Consider the following 18,477-nt stretch of genomic DNA (forward strand, 5'->3'; position numbering starts at 1 on the left):
AATAGAAGCTAATCGTGCCCGAAACCAGCCGAAGAGGTAGAAAACGGTAACGAATAGAACTTAATCGTGCCCGAAATCATATTAGCTAGGTATCAATACGTTAAACAATAGAATTACAAATTAAGTAATGTCTGTCACTACCCAGTTTCTCTTGCGCCACTATGTTTCACCATTCAGGGACGTATCTCACGCTTCTATATAGAAGCAGAAGGTACGTCCCTTTAATTTTGATAGATAAGTATTTAACTTTGAAAATGGTCTAATGAAAAGGGGGCATGCGCTTTTCTAATGTTCACATATAGTTCATTAATTTTGTTAGCGATAGTAAAAAAATCCTTAACAAATTTGTCACAAATACGAAATTCATTACAGGAAATACATGTTAACATTATGGATATAGTGTTAACCTACAGCTACAAATCATTTTGCTTTCAATTGTGAACGAATTCACATATCATAGGTGATAGACATCGTATGTGAACTACATCACATATTATTCAATGCAAATGTGTTTGTGAATTTGTTTGCATAATTAAATCAAAGATAGAGAGGGGTACATCTATGAAACTAAAATGGGCATTAATTGGAATGATGATCACTATTGCTGCAGTATTAGCAGGTTGTGAGCCATTGCTTGTTTTGGACCCAAAAGGCCCACAAGCAGAAAGGCAAGCTAGTGATATTATGCTATCAATTGGAATCATGTCTGTTATTGTTATTGTTGTCTTTGGACTACTCATCACGATGCTAGTAAAATATCGTGCATCTAAACAAAGTGCCGATTATGAACCACCACACATGGAAGGGAACATATGGGTTGAAGTCATCTGTGTGGGAATTCCTGTTTTAATCGTTGCGTATCTTTCTTTTGTATCTGTTCAAAGTAACTACATTGTGGAGTCAAAGCCAGTAGGATATGAGGATAAAGAACCTCTAGTCGTGTATGCGTCATCCTCTAACTGGAAATGGCACTTTAGCTATCCGGAAGAAGGAATTGAAACAGTTAACTACCTGTACATTCCGACCGACAGAGCACTTGAATTTAAGCTTTATTCCTATGGACCTATTACAAGTTTCTGGATTCCGCAGCTTGGAGGACAAAAGTATGCCATGGCTGACATGGTGACCACGCTCCATCTAGCAGCAGATGTACCAGGAGAATATATGGGCCGAAATGCAAATTTTAGTGGTAAAGGCTTTGCCCAAAATATCTTTGATGTAACAGCGATGTCTCAAGAAGAGTTTGATGATTGGGTAAAAGAAGTAAAAGAGACTGCTGAACCTATTACTGAAGAGAAATTCGATGAATTATTAGAACCAGGTCATCTTGGACGGATGACATTCACTGGTACACACTTAGAATTTTCACCAGCACCTGAAGGTCATAACCATGGATCCTCTGAAGCGGAAGAAAATACAGAATCACATGTATCTGAAGAAGATACTTCAGAAGGACATTCTGACCATAGCAATCATTAAGAAGATGAACACTTAATTAATAGATTTGTTTCTATGTTTCTATAAATTGTTTTCGAAAGGAGTCACAACTGTATGGATTTCTTTGAACGTTTTGCGGTACCTCATCCAAGTTTTGCTATCTATGCCTCGATGGTTGCCATAGGGCTTACAGTCGTCGCCGTTTTGGCTGGTTTAACTTATTTTAAAAAATGGGGTTATTTATGGCGTGAATGGTTAACAACCGTTGACCATAAGCGTATTGGTATCATGTATTTGATCTCTGCTTTGCTCATGTTATTCCGTGGCGGAGTAGATGCGATTATGATGCGTGCTCAATTATCAGCACCAGACCTTAAATTATTGGATGCCCAGCATTATAATGAAATTTTCACAACACATGGAATTGTGATGATTCTATTTATGGCGATGCCATTTATTATGTTTTTCATGAACTTTGTGATTCCACTACAAATTGGAGCTCGTGATGTTGCGTTCCCACGATTGAATGCCCTAAGCTTCTGGTTGTTCTTTATGGGAGCGATGTTATTTAACATCTCGTTCATTATCGGTGGTTCTCCTGATGCGGGATGGACATCTTATTTCCCGCTGGCAGGTAATGAATTTAGTACGTCAGTTGGAACCAATTATTATATGATTGCGATTCAAATCGCTGGAATTGGTACCCTAATGACAGGGATCAACTTTATCACTACTATTCTTAAAATGAGAGCACCTGGTATGACACTACTGAAAATGCCGATGTTCACATGGTCTGCTTTCATTGCAAACGTCATTATCGTATTTGCGTTCCCAGTGTTAGCCGTATTGCTTGCAATGGGTACCTTGGACCGTCAATTCGGAACTAACTTCTTTACAATGGATAATGGCGGTATGGATATGCTTTGGGCCAATATTTTCTGGGTGTGGGGACATCCTGAGGTTTATATCCTTATACTTCCTGCGTTTGGTCTCTATAGTGAGATTATTTCTACCTTTGCACGCCGTAATCTATATGGCTATAAGTCTATGGTTGGATCAATGGTTCTCATCTCGCTGTTATCTTTCTTAGTTTGGGCCCACCATTTCTTTACAATGGGTCAAGGAGCATTAACGAATAGTATCTTCTCGATTACGACGATGGCGATTGCTGTTCCGACAGGGGTAAAGATTTTTAACTGGTTGCTTACTTTGAGAAAAGGGAAAATAGTGATTACGACACCAATGCTTTATTCCTTGCTCTTCATTCCGTTATTCACACTTGGTGGGGTGACTGGGGTCATGCTTGCGATGTCAGCAGCGGACTATCAATACCATAATACGATGTTCTTAGTCGCGCATTTCCACAATGTTATTATTCCTGGTGTGGTATTCGCGATGCTAGCTGGTCTTACGTATTACTGGCCAAAAATGTTTGGCTTCATGTTGAATGAAAGAATAGGAAAATGGACTGCATGGTTACTGTCTATTGGATTTATCTTATCGTTCATGCCGATGTATATCACGGGTCTGGATGGTCAGGCGCGTAGAATGTTTACGTACTCTGAATCTACTGGATTTGGACCATTAAATATGGTTTCGTTTATTGGAGCCGGGATTATGGCGATTGGCTTTGTGTTGATTGTGTATAACATCTATTACAGCACACGTTATGCTTCAAGAAATATCAGCAATGATCCTTGGGATGCACGAACACTAGAGTGGGCAACACATACTCCGGTGCCAGAATACAACTTTGCGATTACACCGCAGGTTAATTCCATTGAAGCGTTCTGGGATATGAAGAAGAAAGGTCATGTTATATTTAAAGGCGAATATGAAAAAATTCATATGCCAAATAACAGTGGTATTCCGTTTATCATGAGTTGTATCTTCTTTGTATGGGGATTCTCTTTTGTGTTTAGTTTATGGATTCCAGTGATTGTGACAACAATTGGTATATTTGTCTGTATGGCTCTACGTTCTTTTGAAAACGATCATGGTCGTTACATCTCTGTAGAAGAAATCGAAGAAACTGAAACAAGATTGCGAGGTGCGTAAAATGAAAATGGATCACTCACTTCCACTTGAATATAGTACAGAAGAAAATAAACTGAAAATCCTAGGATTTTGGATTTTCCTAGGTGCAGAAATTATGCTGTTTGCCACTCTTTTTGCTACCTATTTTACCTTGGTAGGAAGGACAGCAGGAGGACCAACGGGAGCAGGGATTTTTGAGATTACGCCAGTCTTAATCGAAACATTATTACTTTTAACAAGTAGTTTTACGGTTGGTCTTGGAATTCATGCGATGCGTCTAGGCAGAAAAAAAGCCATGATAGGGTTCTTTATAACCACTCTCTTACTGGGTTTAGCATTTATCGGTGTAGAAATTTATGAATTTGTCCATTATGTTCATGTGGGTGCAGGCTTACAAACAAGTGCCTTTACATCAATCCTATTAACAACTTTAGGGACACATGGAATTCACGTGACAATCGGGCTTTTCTGGGGACTTTTTATCGTTTTGCAAGTGTGGAAGCGCGGACTTACACCGCAAACAGCCAATAAATCATTTATTTTCTCACTTTACTGGCATTTCCTTGACATCATTTGGATCTTTATTTTCAGCTTCATCTATTTGAAAGGAATGATGTAAATATGAGCGAATTATTTCCGCTAAAACAAGTAATGGGCTTTGTATTTTCATTAATCCTTACAGCCGTGGCGCTTTCTGTTTACTTTTTCAATCTATCCTTTTCAACCGGAATGATTATCCTTCTTGTAACAGCATTCCTGCAAGCTGGTCTCCAGCTCGTTGTGTTTATGCATGCTGGTGAAACAGAAGACAAAGGCGCTATTTATACAAACGTATACTATGGCCTCATCATTGCCCTAATGACCATATTCGGAACGTTGCTTGTGCTTGTTTGGGATATGTAAGCTTTTATCATACGAAAGGAACACCTAAACGGGTGTTCCTTTTTTGTGGAGAAATAATATCATTAAGACAATCACTAGCTCTTTAGTTCCAAACCGGCTAAAGATTGTTTCTTCCATTATGATGTTCTAAGTTTTAGCTAGTTTAACATGGTCCACAACGATTGGGGGTTGTTCCATCCATCCATTTTCAATCAGGAGTTCAGCTGCGTCTTCCGTATATTTTAGAACTTCCACTAAAATTCTCATATAATGTGCAGATAAATCTCTTCTGGAACTACTTGCCAGACTTGTTCCGTAATATCCAATAGCACCAATAGCAAGTGAATTTACGTGAAACAGTATTAATTTATCGGAAAAAGGACTGACAGTCGAATCTAATACTTGATTATCCCAAGACATAGAAGCAGGTAAGTCATTTTCCTTTAAAACAGTACTATAAATGTCAATATGCTTTGAAGCAATTTCTTTTCCACTTAGCATTAAGTTAACCACTTCTTTTGACTTTGCCACTTGACCAAAACCAATGAACGTTGTCAACGCAAACACATTTCTTTGAAGATTACCATAAAGATTCGATACCTCTAAAGTAGTAAGTGATCTACGTTCTCCAAACCAACCAGTTAAAAAGCTCTGTTTTTCAACAAAATGGACCTTTTTAGGAGTCGTAACGTAAGGTGCTTTTATATAAAGACCTTTAGATAATAAAACATTATTTGTTTTTTCGAGAAGTTTCTTTGATTCTTCCATACATTGTGAAAAGTAACCAAAAACATCAGAACGAGTTGCCATTGCAAGCGAAAGACTATAAGCTTCTAATCCTATTGAACTCCATTGTTTAAGATAATAAATAAAGTAAGCATCTGAAAATAATTTAGGGGCTGTTATATCAACATCTTCGTCTTCTTTAAATCCATATGGAATCGGAAAACCCTCACCATTAAAGATAGCTGTGAGTTTTACTATGTGTGTCTGTGCTAATTCCAGTGCATATTCGACTACAGAACGAATCTCTGGATCCTCTGCTTTTTCCAAGAAGTATTTTAGCACACAAATGGATAGGCTATCGCTCATATAGGCGGACCAAAGTCCAGAAATTTCAGCAGCTGTTAATTTAATGTTATTTTCACTTTGCATAAGGGGTACTACCTCCATTACATCGACAAGTAATCCTCTTATATCTTTCCTTATTTTGTACTAAATATTTATCGGATCATTATTTTTATTGGTAGGAAAGGAAGCCGTATAGTTTGAAAAAAAGATTTTTACCGAACCCTCATTATTTTATAAAAAGAGGTGAAGAATATTCCTAAATACGTTTTAGGAGTGAGCGAGGATAAATAAGAAAAAGATATTCTCTTTAGCGCAGTTAATCATTCCATGGCTAACTGTTCCTTTCATGGGAAAACGTTCATTTTTTAGATTTTTACCGATCGCTAGTCTTGTTAATTTATTCCTAAGTACAACAAGTATTATTGCTAATAAGAAAAAGTGGTGGAAAAATAAAAACCCTATATCTCCGGGTGCGGTAGATTTTACATATTTTTTAGGCCCTTATTTTGTTGGAACACTATGGATTTTTAAATTTACTTACGGAAATTTTCCTAAATACTTACTTGCAAATCTAGTGATTGATTCATTTAATGCTTTCCCGTATTTTTTTATCTCACAAAAACTTGGAGTGTTTAAATTTAAAAAGTGGAAAAAACGCCATTGGGGTATAATGAGTTTCATTTGGGCAATTATCATTTATGGGGTTCAGCATTTAGTAGAACAATCCATTAAGCAAAAAGATTCAGATAACAATACTCTTCAATGAGTCATAAAAAGGTTGGGGTCTAACGAAAATGGACCCCAACCTTTTTTGTGGCTAATCTTTTTCATACATAGATTATTCGAAAATCTCTCTACGTTATCAAGAATTACTTATATACTGGTGTTTCTTTTTTTACTGCCTGTGGAATAATCTGATGTCCTTTAGATGTTTTCGAAAGCATTTCTTCTGTAGCGACAAAAAATACGCCAATAAGAAAGATAAATACAGCGCCCATGACTGTTCCGATTCCGATGGATGTTAGGATGGTGTAATCGCTCACAAATAAACCAAGTAAAAACATGATGATGCCGATGCCCAGCACAGTAGATCCTAGAATTTTTACAACATTCAGTATTTTTTCTTTAGATTCCATTTCAATCATCTCCACCATTATTCTATTACCTTATTATTGTATTTGTTCACAAATTTGTCAAACTTTTTTAAAAATAAGATAGTTTATTCTTGACATATTAGAAAGATTAACCTATTAAGCTAGCTTGTTTTTGAAGCCCTTTGAAACCAATTTCTTCTTCTGTTTAAATGCCAGTTGGAAAAACGTAAATGAAAATCGTTTTGTCGATTAAAAGGTCTTCAGCACCTTCTCCAGTCTGCAACAATCTTCATTTCATTCTCACGCGCCCCCCATTTTAAAAAGAATTATATTTTTTTTGATAAAATTGAAATTAATTACCAAGAAAACTCGTTTATATAGTTGAAGTACCCAAACGAGACATGCGCATGTTCGTTTTATTTCAGGTAGGAGGTTATCATGCAAGAGGAAACATTGTGGATCCAAGAAGTGTTGGCAGGGAATAAGTATTCATACACCCATATTATCAATAAATATAAAAATCAATTATATGCAACGATTTTACGAATGACGAAAAATCCTCAGGACGCACAGGACTTCGTTCAGGAGGCATTTATTAAAGTGTATCACCAGCTTGGAAAATATGATGGTAAAGGCTCCTTTTCCAGTTGGATTTACCGAGTTGCCATCAATCACTGCTTAGATGAATTCCGAAAGAAAAGCCACCACATTCAAAAGGTAGAGCTAAGTGAGGAAATGTATGAAAATCCTTCACATCCGGAAGTTATTTTTTTGAAAAAAGAAAGAAGTCGTCAGCTTGAGAGAATTGTTGCTACTCTTCCAGAGGATGAACGGATGATCATCCTTTTACGATATGTCAATGAATTAAGCTATGACGAAATCAGCGAGCTGTTGGATATACCGGTTACGACGGTTAGAAACAAGCTGCATCGAGCGAAGATAAAAATGCGAAAAAGTGTAAACCAAGAAGGAGGTTACTTTCATGAAATGTCCAGCGGAAGATAAGCTTTTACAGTTTGCGGATCAACTACTAGAGGAGCAGGAATTAGCTGAAATCAAGAAGCATGTCAGTACCTGTTCGTATTGTTTTAGTAAGTTAGAAGAGTTCCAAAATGATAATCTGTTTTTTAAAGAAACCTTGCAAACCCCGACCTTACCAGAGCATTTCACATCTGATATTATGGATCAATTGGAGCCATATAAGTCTGTGCCAGTTTTACCGAAAAAGAGAATGACTCCTTGGAAACGGATTTTAGCTGCAGCAGCAGGTTTGACGATAACTGTAGGGATTAGTGCAACTTTTAGCCCTGCATTAGCAGGGTGGATTGGCGGATTATTCTCTTCCGATCGCGTCGATGAAGGGTTGCAAATGGCCTCTAGGGAAGGCTTTGTCACTCCTGTGAATAAAGAAGTAACAGACAACGGTTTAATTTTCAAGGTGGAAGATGTTATGGCTGATTCTTCTCGGATTGCTTTCTCTTATCAAGTATTAGATGAAAATGGTAAGGCGAAAAAGCCTTACATTGATTTGCAAGAACGCAAAAACCGTATTACGGCAGCAGATTTGAATGGAAAAAAAATTGACTTATCTAGCATGAGCTGGGGAAATCAAGAGGAATACGGTCAATTTGAATTTATTTTACATGGCCAGCAAGTACCGGAACAGCTGAATGTTCAGTTTGATTTAACAGAAATAGCAGGTAAAGAAGGAAATTGGAAGCTAATGGTTCCTGTTGATTTAAGACAAAGTCTTCAGGCTACCAAATCGGTTTCTTTAATGAATGCTGCTACCACTCAACATGGTGTTTCTATTAATATGAAGGAAATACGTTTCTCGCCGTCAGCAAGTGAATTAATGTATGAGACCTCTTTTGTGAAAGAGGAACTAGAAAGATATAAAACGGAAATTCAAGATATGGAACAACGATTTGGAGAGCATTCCTTAACTGGATATGGTAATGATATACAATACCATATTGAAAATGAAGAGGGGAAAATCATTTCCCATCATAATACGTTTTTTGAAGGAAAAGGGCATCCAAGCGACTCTGGCGGATTGTTTGCAACTGGCCAAACTTTAGCTGAACTTGGTCATATTGCCTGGGTTGATACCTTTGTTCCGCAAAAGAAAAATAGCAAGCTAACCTTTGTTTTGAATGGTATCTTTAAAACAGAGCCTGCCAATTTTGCCGTTACGTTTAAGCCAAGTGAGTTGAAAAATCAGCCTGTTACATTTGAATATGAGGGTAACTTTGTGACGATGAAAGAAGCAAAAGTCGAAAATGATTACTCCTTGCAAAAGTCAATTATTCCGATTAAAAAGGAAAGGGTCTTGAAGATTGAATTGGAGGGTGGCAAAGAAGCGCGCTCATCCAATCTTGGTTACTGGGTATTAGTCGACAACAAAGGCAGAACCTACTCGACCGTTCATAGCGGCTCAATTCTTGACGAAACCGATGAAAATGGCCGCTATAAAACCAAAACAACCCTTCAATCCTTTGATTTTACTGATGATATCCCAGAAGAACTCACTCTTCAACTCCTATCCGTTAATCGCTACTACGAAATCAAGGATAAATGGAAAGTACCTTTATACTAAGGGAAATAATAATATAAAAAATCGGCCACCAAATACTCAATGGTGGCCGTTTTTTTACTTATTCATAATCGTCTTTCATTTTATATAGTTCCTGATAAACTGAATTCCTTTTTTATTCCGTCACAATAGCTTCTGCTGTCTTTCTTTTGGTTTGAAAAATAATAATAAACTATGCTAAAGAGCCTTGCATATATTAAAAACAGAATAAAAAGTGTAAGGTGTGGAACAAATGATCACAGCCAATATTGGAAGTAAAACGTTTCGAATCCCGGAAACCCTTGAAGAATATTTTCAACCATTCCGTTCACATGTGATCGGATTGAACCAAGAATTTGATTCCCCCTATGGAAGAAAGAAAATCATTTATGCCGACTGGACAGCAAGTGGGCGATTATATCAGCCTATTGAAAAAAAAATATCCGTGGATGTTGGACCTTTTATGGCGAATACCCATACAGAGTCGAATATAACCAGTTTAATGATGACTGGGTTATACAAGCAGTCAAAAAAAATTATTAAGGAACATGTTCATGCAGATAAACATGATGTCGTAATCCTAGATGGTTTTGGGATGACCTCGGTGGTCAATAAACTACAACGACTCTTAGGGCTAAGAGTACCAGAGATTTGGAGAAACCATCTGCAACTTCCAGAAAGGGAAAAACCGGTCATTTTCATGACCTATATGGAACACCATTCGAACCAAACATCTTGGCTCGAAACACTTGGGGAAGTCATTTTGATAAACTTAGATAGGGAAGGAAGGGTGGACTTAAATCATTTAGAACAACTGCTTAATGTATATAAGGACCGTCAACTGAAAATAGGTTCCTTTACAGCGTGTTCAAATGTAACAGGAATACAAACTCCTTATCACAAGCTTGCCAAGCTTATGCATGAACATGGAGGACTTTGTTTTGTTGATTTTGCAGCATCAGCACCGTATGTCGAGATCAATATGCATCCGGAAGATCCTCTTGAGAAACTTGATGCGATATTTTTCTCTCCACATAAGTTCTTAGGAGGTCCCGGGACAAGTGGAGTATTGGTCTTTGATTCGAGAATTTACACAAATAAAGTCCCAGACCATCCCGGCGGAGGAACTGTGTTATGGACCAATCCTTGGGGGGAACACAAATATTTCGATGACATAGAGATGCGGGAAGATGGCGGCACTCCGGGGATTCTACAGTCCATTCGGACAGCACTTTGTTTGAATTTGAAAAGTGAAATGGGAATAAAGAATATTTTAAAAAGGGAAAAAGAACAGCTTAGTCTTTTGTTTTCCCATTTGGAAAAGTTTCCAGAGGTTCAAGTATTAGCTGGAAACATTAAGGATAGAATCGGTATAGTCTCGTTTTATATTGAAACCATTCATTATAATTTAATTGTACGTCTATTAAACGATAGATATGGCATTCAGGTAAGAGGGGGATGTTCATGTGCTGGAACATATGGTCATTATCTCTTAAATATCGATAAGACTACCTCCAAACAAATTACTGAAAAAATTACTCATGGAAATTTGTTTGCTAAACCTGGTTGGGTTCGATTTTCAATACATCCAATTATGACAGATGAAGAAATACTAACTTTTATTCAGGCGATAAGGGAAATAATAGAGAACATTGATGAGTGGAAGAAGGACTACGTTTATGATTCAGCAAGTAATGATTATTTTTATATCCACCATATTCGTGAAGATATGTCGCCATTTTTTCGATTTAAATGATTTTTTCAAAAACAGGTGCTTTACTTCAAATATGGAGTAGAGCCTTTTTTCTGTTGCTCCACTAAGAGGTGCTTAATGGAGGTATTAGTGTAGTTAATTCAACCCTTTATGCTGCAGGAGCGCAGCTATTGATTTTTTTTGCAGGATTTATTGATGGTGCTTTAGTCGATATAGATGTTTGTAAAAAAAATAAAAGTAAAACTCTTAACAATTATCTATTAAACAAACAAATGCATTTCTTATATAATGAATGAAATTAAGCTTGGCAACTATCTAGGTGGCGAAAGTCCTCGGTGGGGTACACATCGACGAACCACTAATTACTCTAAGTTTGAAGGAAAATACATAAAAATGTTGAAATGAATATAGTATCAGAATCACAAACCTATAGTAGTGGAATGATACCGAACTAAGTAAAGGCGCAACTTCTTTAAATAGAATCGAGGAATTAAAATGAGTGAATTAAAACTAAGAGCCATCCTTGGAGACATAAAAAGTAAAAAACCGCAAAAACGGTTTCAAGCCATCCATAAGCTTCATGAGTTTGAACAAAACATTGGAGGCAAGGAATTATCCATTTATCTTTTAAATGATGTAATAAAAACAGCGGCGCATCCATTTGCCGAACCTATTGCTGATTGGGATCAACCATGCTATTTTCTTCTGAAATTTGTTTCTGATTATAAAGAGCTGAGTCTAACGAAAACGATAATTCGGTTTTACCCTAATTTCAGTCCAGCGGGAAAGAATATTGCCTTGAATTTTTTATGTGAATTTGGGGAGGAGAATTGTCGCCAAGCAATTCTAAACATATACGAGGAAGAGTTGAAAACCGGTGAGGCGATTTTTCCGATAAGTGGTTTGTACGATCAACCTTTATGGTTGGTCGATATTCTTACGAGATTCTCTAAGGAGCTCTTCGCAGATTCCTACCGAAACGATTTCTATCAGGCACTTTCTTTTTCCATACGGAAGGGGCTCATTAGTGATTTTAAGACGGAGACGATTACTTTAAAATTAGTAGAAGATTATGAACGGATACTAGCAAGCATGCAAGATTATTTTGCCGCCTATTCTACAAAGGCAGTCTATATGTCCTGGAAAGGGAATTATCTTCGCTTACGTGATCAGCTCAATCTTTATCTATCATTAATGGAATACTACTACTCTAATAAAAAAACAGAAAACTTGATTAAGGATGCTTTAGCATTCCCAGATCCGACAATACAAGTCACTACGATTCGTGTTGCTCTTGTTCATCATATACCGGTTGATAAAGAGATTTTGCAGCGTTGTGCTGAAAATATTGAAACCTCAGAGATGCTATATCATGAGTTAGAGGATATCAATAAAGAATCTCTTTATCCAATTAAAGAGAAGAAGCAGCACTGGTTTGCCAAGAATCATTTATTTCAGCATTTGCTTGATGAGACAGATTATGAGGATTTCCCGTCTGAAATGGTGATCGTTGACAGTGTTGAAACCGAGAATTATTATGGACAGCCGATTCGTTTTTATTTAGTTTCCTTTTCGGCTGATGGGGAGAATCCACTGATCGGGTGGGTCGGGGCATATAGCCTAGAAGCAGGGGATGACACTATTTATATGTGGGAAGGGACCTATACGGATTTTGAGCGGTTTGATGATCGTCCTATTGAGGAACACATTGAAATTTTTATGAAAAAACGAGAAAAAAATACTATAAGTAGTGAAAAAGAAGTGTATGTCGAGTATAAACCTAGATTTTCTGCGGTGTTTCAAGGCTTCTGTGCCATCATTATCCTTCAGTGGATCGGGGCTTTAGCATCTCCCGGAAATATGGTTTTCCTTCTGCCACTTACCTTAGTGGCCCTGGTGTTATTTTTTATAAAAATAATAGAAAAGAAGAATTATTTAGTAAGAATAGAGGGACATAAACTAGTGTATCAAACGAGAAAGCATACCTATGAAATTCCACTCCACGAGATTAAAAGCTTAAAGGTAACGAAAAGTAAAATCGAAGTTTATTCAAGAGAAAATCAAATCGTTTTCAATATTAAAAAGAACCATGTGAATGAAAAGCAATTTGTTGGTCTTATTGAAGCGTTAACAAACCATTTGAAAGAACCAGCAATTATATTGAATTAATGGGAAAGTATTGTGTGAGTAAGGACAAGGAGGGTGAGCAATGGTTGATTTAAGCAATAAACCACATATTGAGGGAGCGAAGGTGATCCTAAGACCTTTTAATGAGGAGGATTTTCCTTTTATAGAAGAATGTTTGAAAGACCCTGAGGTGATAAAGCTTACAGGAAGCACAGCTGAATTTGATAGAGAAACGATAACCAATTGGTACAATTCAAGAAATGAGCAAACCGACCGTTTAGACCTTGCCATTGTGGATAAGTTTGAAAACCACTTAGTGGGTGAAGTAGTAGTGAACTTATATGATGAAATAAAGCAAAGTATGAATTTTAGGATCTTGGTTGGGCCTAGAGGAAGGAACCGAGGCTTAGGTACAGAATCCACTCAACTTATAATTGATTATGTATTCCAACACACCAACCTGAATCAATTAACGCTGAGTGTTTATGAGTTCAATCCTAGAGCCAGATCTGTATATGAAAAAATTGGCTTTGTTTTCGATAGTTTAGATAAAAACGAGCTAGAATATGAAGGGAAATGGATTGACTCTATTAATATGAAACTGACAAGAGAAAATTGGAAACAAAGAAATAAATGAATTTGAAAATTCTATTTTCAATTGACGAACATGTGTTCTTTAGTTTATAATTCAATTATGGGGTAATAATGGTATGTGGTTCCAATCACTCACGGTTACTCAAGCTTAATAAAAATTAGAATCAAGGAGCTGTTTCATTATGGCAATACGTCTATCACCCTATTTGATGATGAATGGAAATGCAATGGAAGCGATTCAATTTTACAGAGAAGCACTGAATGCGGAACTACTTTTCTCCCAAACGTTTGGAGAAATGCCAGAAAATCCTGAATTCCCTCTCCCGAACGAGGCGAAGGAACTTGTATCACACGCGATGGTGAGAATTGGGGAATCTGACCTCATGTTCTCAGATAATTTCCCTGGCCAAGCAAGTCAAATTGGAGATCAAGTTACGATCTGTATTTCATCAGACGATGTTGAAAAATCAAAACGAATGTTTGATTCCTTGCAGCAAGGCGGCCAAGTAAAAATGCCGCTTGAGGAAACTTTCTTTAGCCCTGCATATGGGATCGTAACCGATAAGTTCGGTGTAACCTTTCAAATTTACACTGAGGGACAAAAGTAAAAAAAATTTAGTAATAAAAAGATGCTTGTCAAATTGCACCGTGTGATTACGGTGTTTTTTGTTTGCAAAAAATAGCATAGTTTGAGACGAATCATTTTTGAAAATGCATTTATAGGAGATAGTGTTCTCTTGCCTGAGCATCTCTATTCCGTACAGTCTGTGGAAAGTTCGTATGCTTAAATAAGTGCATTATGAGGAAAAAAAGTAATGGTCACTATTATTGAGTATCTTCCCTTCATACAGGGTAATCCTAAGCATAAAGCAAATCGCTATTGAAGTTGTAAGGAGAGAAAAGAATGGAGTCAGTTTGGATAGAGTATGCTTGGGCATTGTTAATTCTTATCGGATTGGAAGGATTGCTTTCAGCAGATAATGCACTGGTACTGGCAGTTATGGCCAAGCATTTGCCAGAGGAGCAGAAGAAAAAAGCGATAAATTTCGGATTGCTTATGTCCTTCGCTTTCCGATTTGCAGCTCTTTTTGCGCTTTCTTTTATTGCAGATGTCTGGCAAATACAGGCGATAGGAGCAGCTTACCTTCTTTACCTCGGATTAAAGAATATCATTCAAATACGGTTTGGGAAAGAAAATAACAATATTGATAAAGATGATCAAAAGAAAGCAGCTGGTATAGGTTTCTGGCCAACAGTTGGAAAGATTGCCTTAGCTGACCTTGCGTTTGCGATTGATTCGATATTAGCTGCAGTTGCAATTGCCCTTGGTCTACCAGATTCACCACTAGGTAATTTCGGAGGTATGGATGGAGGTCAATTTTTAGTTGTTGTTTTAGGCGGAATTGCTGGGCTAGTCTTAATTAAATTTGCAGCAACCTGGTTAGTGCAACTCCTTGCCAAGCGCCCAGCTTTAGAAACAACAGCCTATGCGATTGTGGCCTGGGTAGGTGTGAAGCTTGCTGTCATTACTCTTGCCCATGAGGATATAGGTGTACTTGACAATCAATTCCCCCACAGTACGGTTTGGTCTTTAACCTTTTATGGAGTATTAGTAGGAATAGCTCTTTTGGGTTGGTTTGCATCGGGGAATAAATCGTTACAAGAAGATCACACTTAACATAGATTTGATATTCATTTAAGCAGAAGTCCAACAGCCAATTGCCTTAGGACTTCTGTGTTTTTTTGTAAGGTTCTTTTCGTTCGAGAACTTTGTTGCTCTCGGTACTTATTTGTATACTACTTAAGGATAACTTTAGATAGGTTGATCCATACGAAAGTAATCGAAATCGAACCAGTGGTATATTCGGACAGCAATGTTCGATTCAAGGGGAATCATGTCCGAATCAGAGGCTCATTCGGACAGCAATAGTCCAATCAAGGAGAATCGTGTCCGAATTAGCCATTATCATACGAGAAACAACAACCTTAACGAAAACAGCCTTTTATACTGTAAAATCCAGGTTACTGTTCAATAAAGTATTTCTTGATTGGTATCAATGTCAAAATGGTTTGTTTAACTGAAATATGGTATTATTTAAAAATAATACTTTAGCAACCTTGTAGGTACTGATTACTTTTATCAAAATCACCAATGGAGGAAAATGATGCGATACGACATTCCCGATATTAAGGTAACGAAAAATATGAAAATAATCTTTTCCTGTCTGGCCGTTTTAGGATTAGCGTTTAGTATGTATGTATTCACACATGTGGCAGAAATAAGTGGTGTTGTTACAGAACGACAAGTGGTTATTAATAAAGATACGAATGATGCAAAAGTCATCTTTAAGGTGAACAATAAACAATTTATTTATCAAGATAAGGTTTCTGACCTAGTTGAAAATGAGTCCTCCTTCGAGTATAAGTTAGCTAATGTGAATTTTAATATCGGTGATACCGTTAGGTTAAATTATAAAGACGCTTATGAGGATCAAAAGCCAACCTATACTAGCGAAAAGATGCAATTTGATATAACCTCAAAGGCTAAAGTACCTTTTAATATTATTGAAGAACAAGCTATGGATTTAGTGGAGCAATTTATCTATTTAAATTTAGCTAAAGATTCAGCCCAATTGAAAAATATAATTCACCCAGATATGAATGGGGATGTTTCTTATCCAAAGCTTCCAGACAATCTGGATTATAATGATGTAGAATTGAACTTCATTAATCCTAAATATAAACTCATTGACGATACTTTCGAATTATCCGTAAGAGAGAATATTGATATAAAATTAAATCATAATGATACATCATCTGAAATGAAAAGACAAAAAAATAAAAGTGTCTATACCTTTAAGTTTGATGGCGATGTGTTGAAAATATATTCGGTAGAAACAAAACCAGTTAAATAAAATTAATAGCGAACTAAGACAATCCTATTTAAGGTTAAATGTATGATTTGAATTTTTAACTACAGTGCCTGACCCCCAAGTGGTAAAGGTTTTAATTCTGCTGAATTGAATAAGTTTTAAGAGGTAGCAAGATAATAAGTGGAAGCCGTAATCAATAAATTACGGCTTTTTAGATTTCCCCGTGCTTCTGTTCAAAAAATTTAAAATAATGAGGTACATATAATGAAAGCACTCGTATTTAATACATTTGGAGGTCCAGAAGTACTCGAATATAGGGATGTGGAGGAACCTGTCCACAATCCAGATGAGATACTAGTTAAAATGAAAGCGATTGGTTTAAATTTTGCGGATATTTATAGAAGAAAAGGTAATTACCATCTTGTTGGTCAGCCCCCATACATTTTAGGTTATGAAGGTGCTGGGATTGTGGAACAAGTTGGGGAAAACGTGGAAGGTGTGAAAGTAGGCGACCGTATTGCCTTTGCTGATGTTCCTTATGCCAATGCAGAGCTTGTAGCGGTTCCAAAGGAGAAGGCTATTCCACTTCCAGCGAAGATATCGTTTAATGAAGCTGCCTCTGTGTTATTGCAAGGAATGACGGCACATTATTTAACAAAAGATAGCTATAAGGTGAAAAAGAATGATGTAGTACTCGTGCACGCTGCTGCTGGAGGTGTTGGGCAACTACTCGTTCAAATCGTCAAGCTCCTCGGTGGCAAGGTCATCGGTTTAACTTCGTCAATCGAAAAAGCAGCTTCTGCAAAAGCAATAGGAGCCGATACAGTTTTCATGTACAAAGATGACTGGAAACGGAAAGTACTTGAGGAAACAAACGGTAGAGGTGTAGATGTTGTCTACGAATCGGTCGGCTCCACACTCGATGAAAGCTTCGGAGCAACTCGTATTGGTGGCACGGTGGTTTTCTATGGAATGGCAGGTGGAGATCCAGCTCCTATTGATCCACGTATGCTAATGGATACCTCCAAAACCTTGACGGGTGGAGACCTTTGGAATGTTATAACTTCTCATGAAGAGCGAGTATCTCGTTCAAACGAACTATTCGGATGGATGGAAGAAGGAAAAATTGTAGTTTCTCACCCGAATTTATATACGTTGAGTAATGGACAAGATGCTCACACATACTTAGAAAGTCGCAAGAGCACGGGAAAAATTTTGTTAATACCATAGAGGAAGAGCATGGAGTAACCGTTGAAATCACAGATTATTAGTGAGCTTGATAATCTATAATAGGTATTTGATAAATAGTCACCAGGGCTAGGTGTCTATTTCTTTTTTTGTCTTATTATCGACAATGGTTATAATAGTGGTTAATAAATTATGCGACATAATGTTTGAATTCCATCACTGTAAAGGAGAATTAATTTGAGAGATGCTAGTTATTGGATAAACAGTCTTGGTCTAAGTGCACATCCTGAAGGGGGATTTTATAAAAGTTCCTTCCAATCTGATGTAATCATTTCAGATAATGGAAGGATGGAGCATGGAAATAACCGGAAACTTTTTACAAGCATTTATTTTCTATTAAGGTCCCATGATATATCTCATTTTCATAGACTTAAATCTGATGAATTATGGTATTACCATGCTGGCAGTCCGTTAACCATTCATGTAATAGATGAACGTGGGGAATATAAAGAAATGAAATTAGGATTAAATCTAGATAAGGGAGAACTACCTCAAGTTTTGGTTCCAAAAAATTCAATCTTTGGCTCGTCCGTGATGGAAGAGGAAGGCTTCTCCTTAGTTGGCTGTATGGTTTCACCAGGATTTGATTTTGAAGACTTTGAGTTATTTTACCAGGATGATTTGTTGAAGGAATACCCTGAACACGAACAAATCATAAGGAAGATGGCATACAAATCTAAATGAAACTAGGTAAGCTTTTGTCCTTCGTTAACTAAGATTCTTGTCAGTTGAAGTTTCAATCCTTGGCAAATCAACTGATTTGTTCCATATTTTGTGATAAATTTTAAAAATAGCAACCTTACTGAGCATTATGTTAGTCTTAAA

17 protein-coding genes are annotated in these 18,477 nt (G+C 37.0%); 15 read left to right on the forward strand and 2 right to left on the reverse strand.

The genetic code is table 11. From position 1 onward, the window contains the following. The first annotated feature begins 561 nt into the window (after positions 1-561). The 4 genes from qoxA (at position 562) to qoxD (ending at position 4,377) form a co-directional block, all read left to right on the forward strand. Complete coding sequence (gene qoxA, locus LRP83_RS02935) at positions 562-1,479, forward strand: cytochrome aa3 quinol oxidase subunit II (protein ID WP_230495175.1); 918 nt, start codon at positions 562-564, stop codon at positions 1,477-1,479. 72 nt (positions 1,480-1,551) lie between these two features. Next, positions 1,552-3,495 carry a cytochrome aa3 quinol oxidase subunit I gene (gene qoxB / locus LRP83_RS02940; protein WP_230495176.1) on the forward strand — a complete coding sequence of 648 codons (1,944 nt, stop codon included), beginning with the start codon at positions 1,552-1,554 and terminating at the stop codon, positions 3,493-3,495. A gap of 1 nt (position 3,496) precedes the next feature. Further along, positions 3,497-4,093 (forward strand): cytochrome aa3 quinol oxidase subunit III, encoded by a 597-nt coding sequence (qoxC, locus tag LRP83_RS02945; RefSeq protein ID WP_230495177.1) that lies wholly within the window; start codon positions 3,497-3,499, stop codon positions 4,091-4,093. 2 nt (positions 4,094-4,095) lie between these two features. Then, a complete protein-coding gene (qoxD, locus tag LRP83_RS02950; RefSeq protein ID WP_230495178.1) occupies positions 4,096-4,377 on the forward strand; it encodes a cytochrome aa3 quinol oxidase subunit IV in 282 nt (93 codons plus the stop codon). 126 nt (positions 4,378-4,503) lie between these two features. Here the strand turns inward: qoxD and LRP83_RS02955 are convergent, their stop codons facing one another. Beyond that, entirely contained in the window at positions 4,504-5,511 is a 1,008-nt protein-coding gene (locus tag LRP83_RS02955) for a DUF3231 family protein (protein WP_230495179.1), read from the reverse strand. 262 nt (positions 5,512-5,773) lie between these two features. On the opposite strand from LRP83_RS02955, the gene LRP83_RS02960 reads away from it, so the two are divergent. After that, positions 5,774-6,193: a hypothetical protein gene (locus LRP83_RS02960; protein WP_230495180.1), complete on the forward strand. Its 420-nt coding sequence runs from the start codon at positions 5,774-5,776 to the stop codon at positions 6,191-6,193. A 103-nt stretch (positions 6,194-6,296) separates the two neighbouring features. On the opposite strand, the gene LRP83_RS02965 is transcribed toward LRP83_RS02960, so the two are convergent. Further along, a complete protein-coding gene (locus tag LRP83_RS02965) occupies positions 6,297-6,563 on the reverse strand; it encodes a hypothetical protein (protein ID WP_230495181.1) in 267 nt (88 codons plus the stop codon). 396 nt (positions 6,564-6,959) lie between these two features. Between LRP83_RS02965 and LRP83_RS02970 the strand changes: the two genes are divergently transcribed. From LRP83_RS02970 to LRP83_RS03015, 10 genes are all read left to right on the forward strand, one after another. After that, entirely contained in the window at positions 6,960-7,526 is a 567-nt protein-coding gene (locus LRP83_RS02970; protein ID WP_230495182.1) for an RNA polymerase sigma factor, read from the forward strand. Beyond that, complete coding sequence (locus LRP83_RS02975; RefSeq protein WP_230495183.1) at positions 7,504-9,120, forward strand: DUF4179 domain-containing protein; 1,617 nt, start codon at positions 7,504-7,506, stop codon at positions 9,118-9,120. The genes LRP83_RS02970 and LRP83_RS02975 overlap by 23 nt, the downstream gene beginning before the upstream one ends. Positions 9,121-9,349: 229 nt before the next feature. Further along, positions 9,350-10,852, forward strand: a complete 1,503-nt coding sequence (locus tag LRP83_RS02980; RefSeq protein WP_230495184.1) for an aminotransferase class V-fold PLP-dependent enzyme — start codon at positions 9,350-9,352, stop codon at positions 10,850-10,852. A 453-nt stretch (positions 10,853-11,305) separates the two neighbouring features. Further along, the gene (locus LRP83_RS02985; RefSeq protein WP_230495185.1) at positions 11,306-12,979 is read left to right on the forward strand and encodes a hypothetical protein; all 1,674 of its coding nucleotides are present in this window, start codon (positions 11,306-11,308) and stop codon (positions 12,977-12,979) included. Between the two features lie 40 nt (positions 12,980-13,019). Further along, a complete protein-coding gene (locus LRP83_RS02990; RefSeq protein WP_230495186.1) occupies positions 13,020-13,574 on the forward strand; it encodes a GNAT family N-acetyltransferase in 555 nt (184 codons plus the stop codon). Positions 13,575-13,713: 139 nt separating this feature from the next. Beyond that, complete coding sequence (locus tag LRP83_RS02995; protein ID WP_230495187.1) at positions 13,714-14,139, forward strand: VOC family protein; 426 nt, start codon at positions 13,714-13,716, stop codon at positions 14,137-14,139. Positions 14,140-14,435: 296 nt separating this feature from the next. Beyond that, entirely contained in the window at positions 14,436-15,209 is a 774-nt protein-coding gene (locus tag LRP83_RS03000) for a TerC family protein (RefSeq protein ID WP_230495188.1), read from the forward strand. Between the two features lie 484 nt (positions 15,210-15,693). Next, the gene (locus tag LRP83_RS03005; RefSeq protein ID WP_230495189.1) at positions 15,694-16,446 is read left to right on the forward strand and encodes a hypothetical protein; all 753 of its coding nucleotides are present in this window, start codon (positions 15,694-15,696) and stop codon (positions 16,444-16,446) included. Positions 16,447-16,668: 222 nt separating this feature from the next. Then, complete coding sequence (locus tag LRP83_RS03010) at positions 16,669-17,634, forward strand: quinone oxidoreductase family protein (protein WP_230495190.1); 966 nt, start codon at positions 16,669-16,671, stop codon at positions 17,632-17,634. Between the two features lie 189 nt (positions 17,635-17,823). After that, positions 17,824-18,336, forward strand: a complete 513-nt coding sequence (locus LRP83_RS03015; RefSeq protein ID WP_230495332.1) for a cupin domain-containing protein — start codon at positions 17,824-17,826, stop codon at positions 18,334-18,336. Positions 18,337-18,477: the final 141 nt, after the last annotated feature.

Source organism: Pseudoneobacillus rhizosphaerae, assembly GCF_917563885.1.
Taxonomy (GTDB): domain Bacteria; phylum Bacillota; class Bacilli; order Bacillales; family Cytobacillaceae; genus Pseudoneobacillus; species Pseudoneobacillus rhizosphaerae.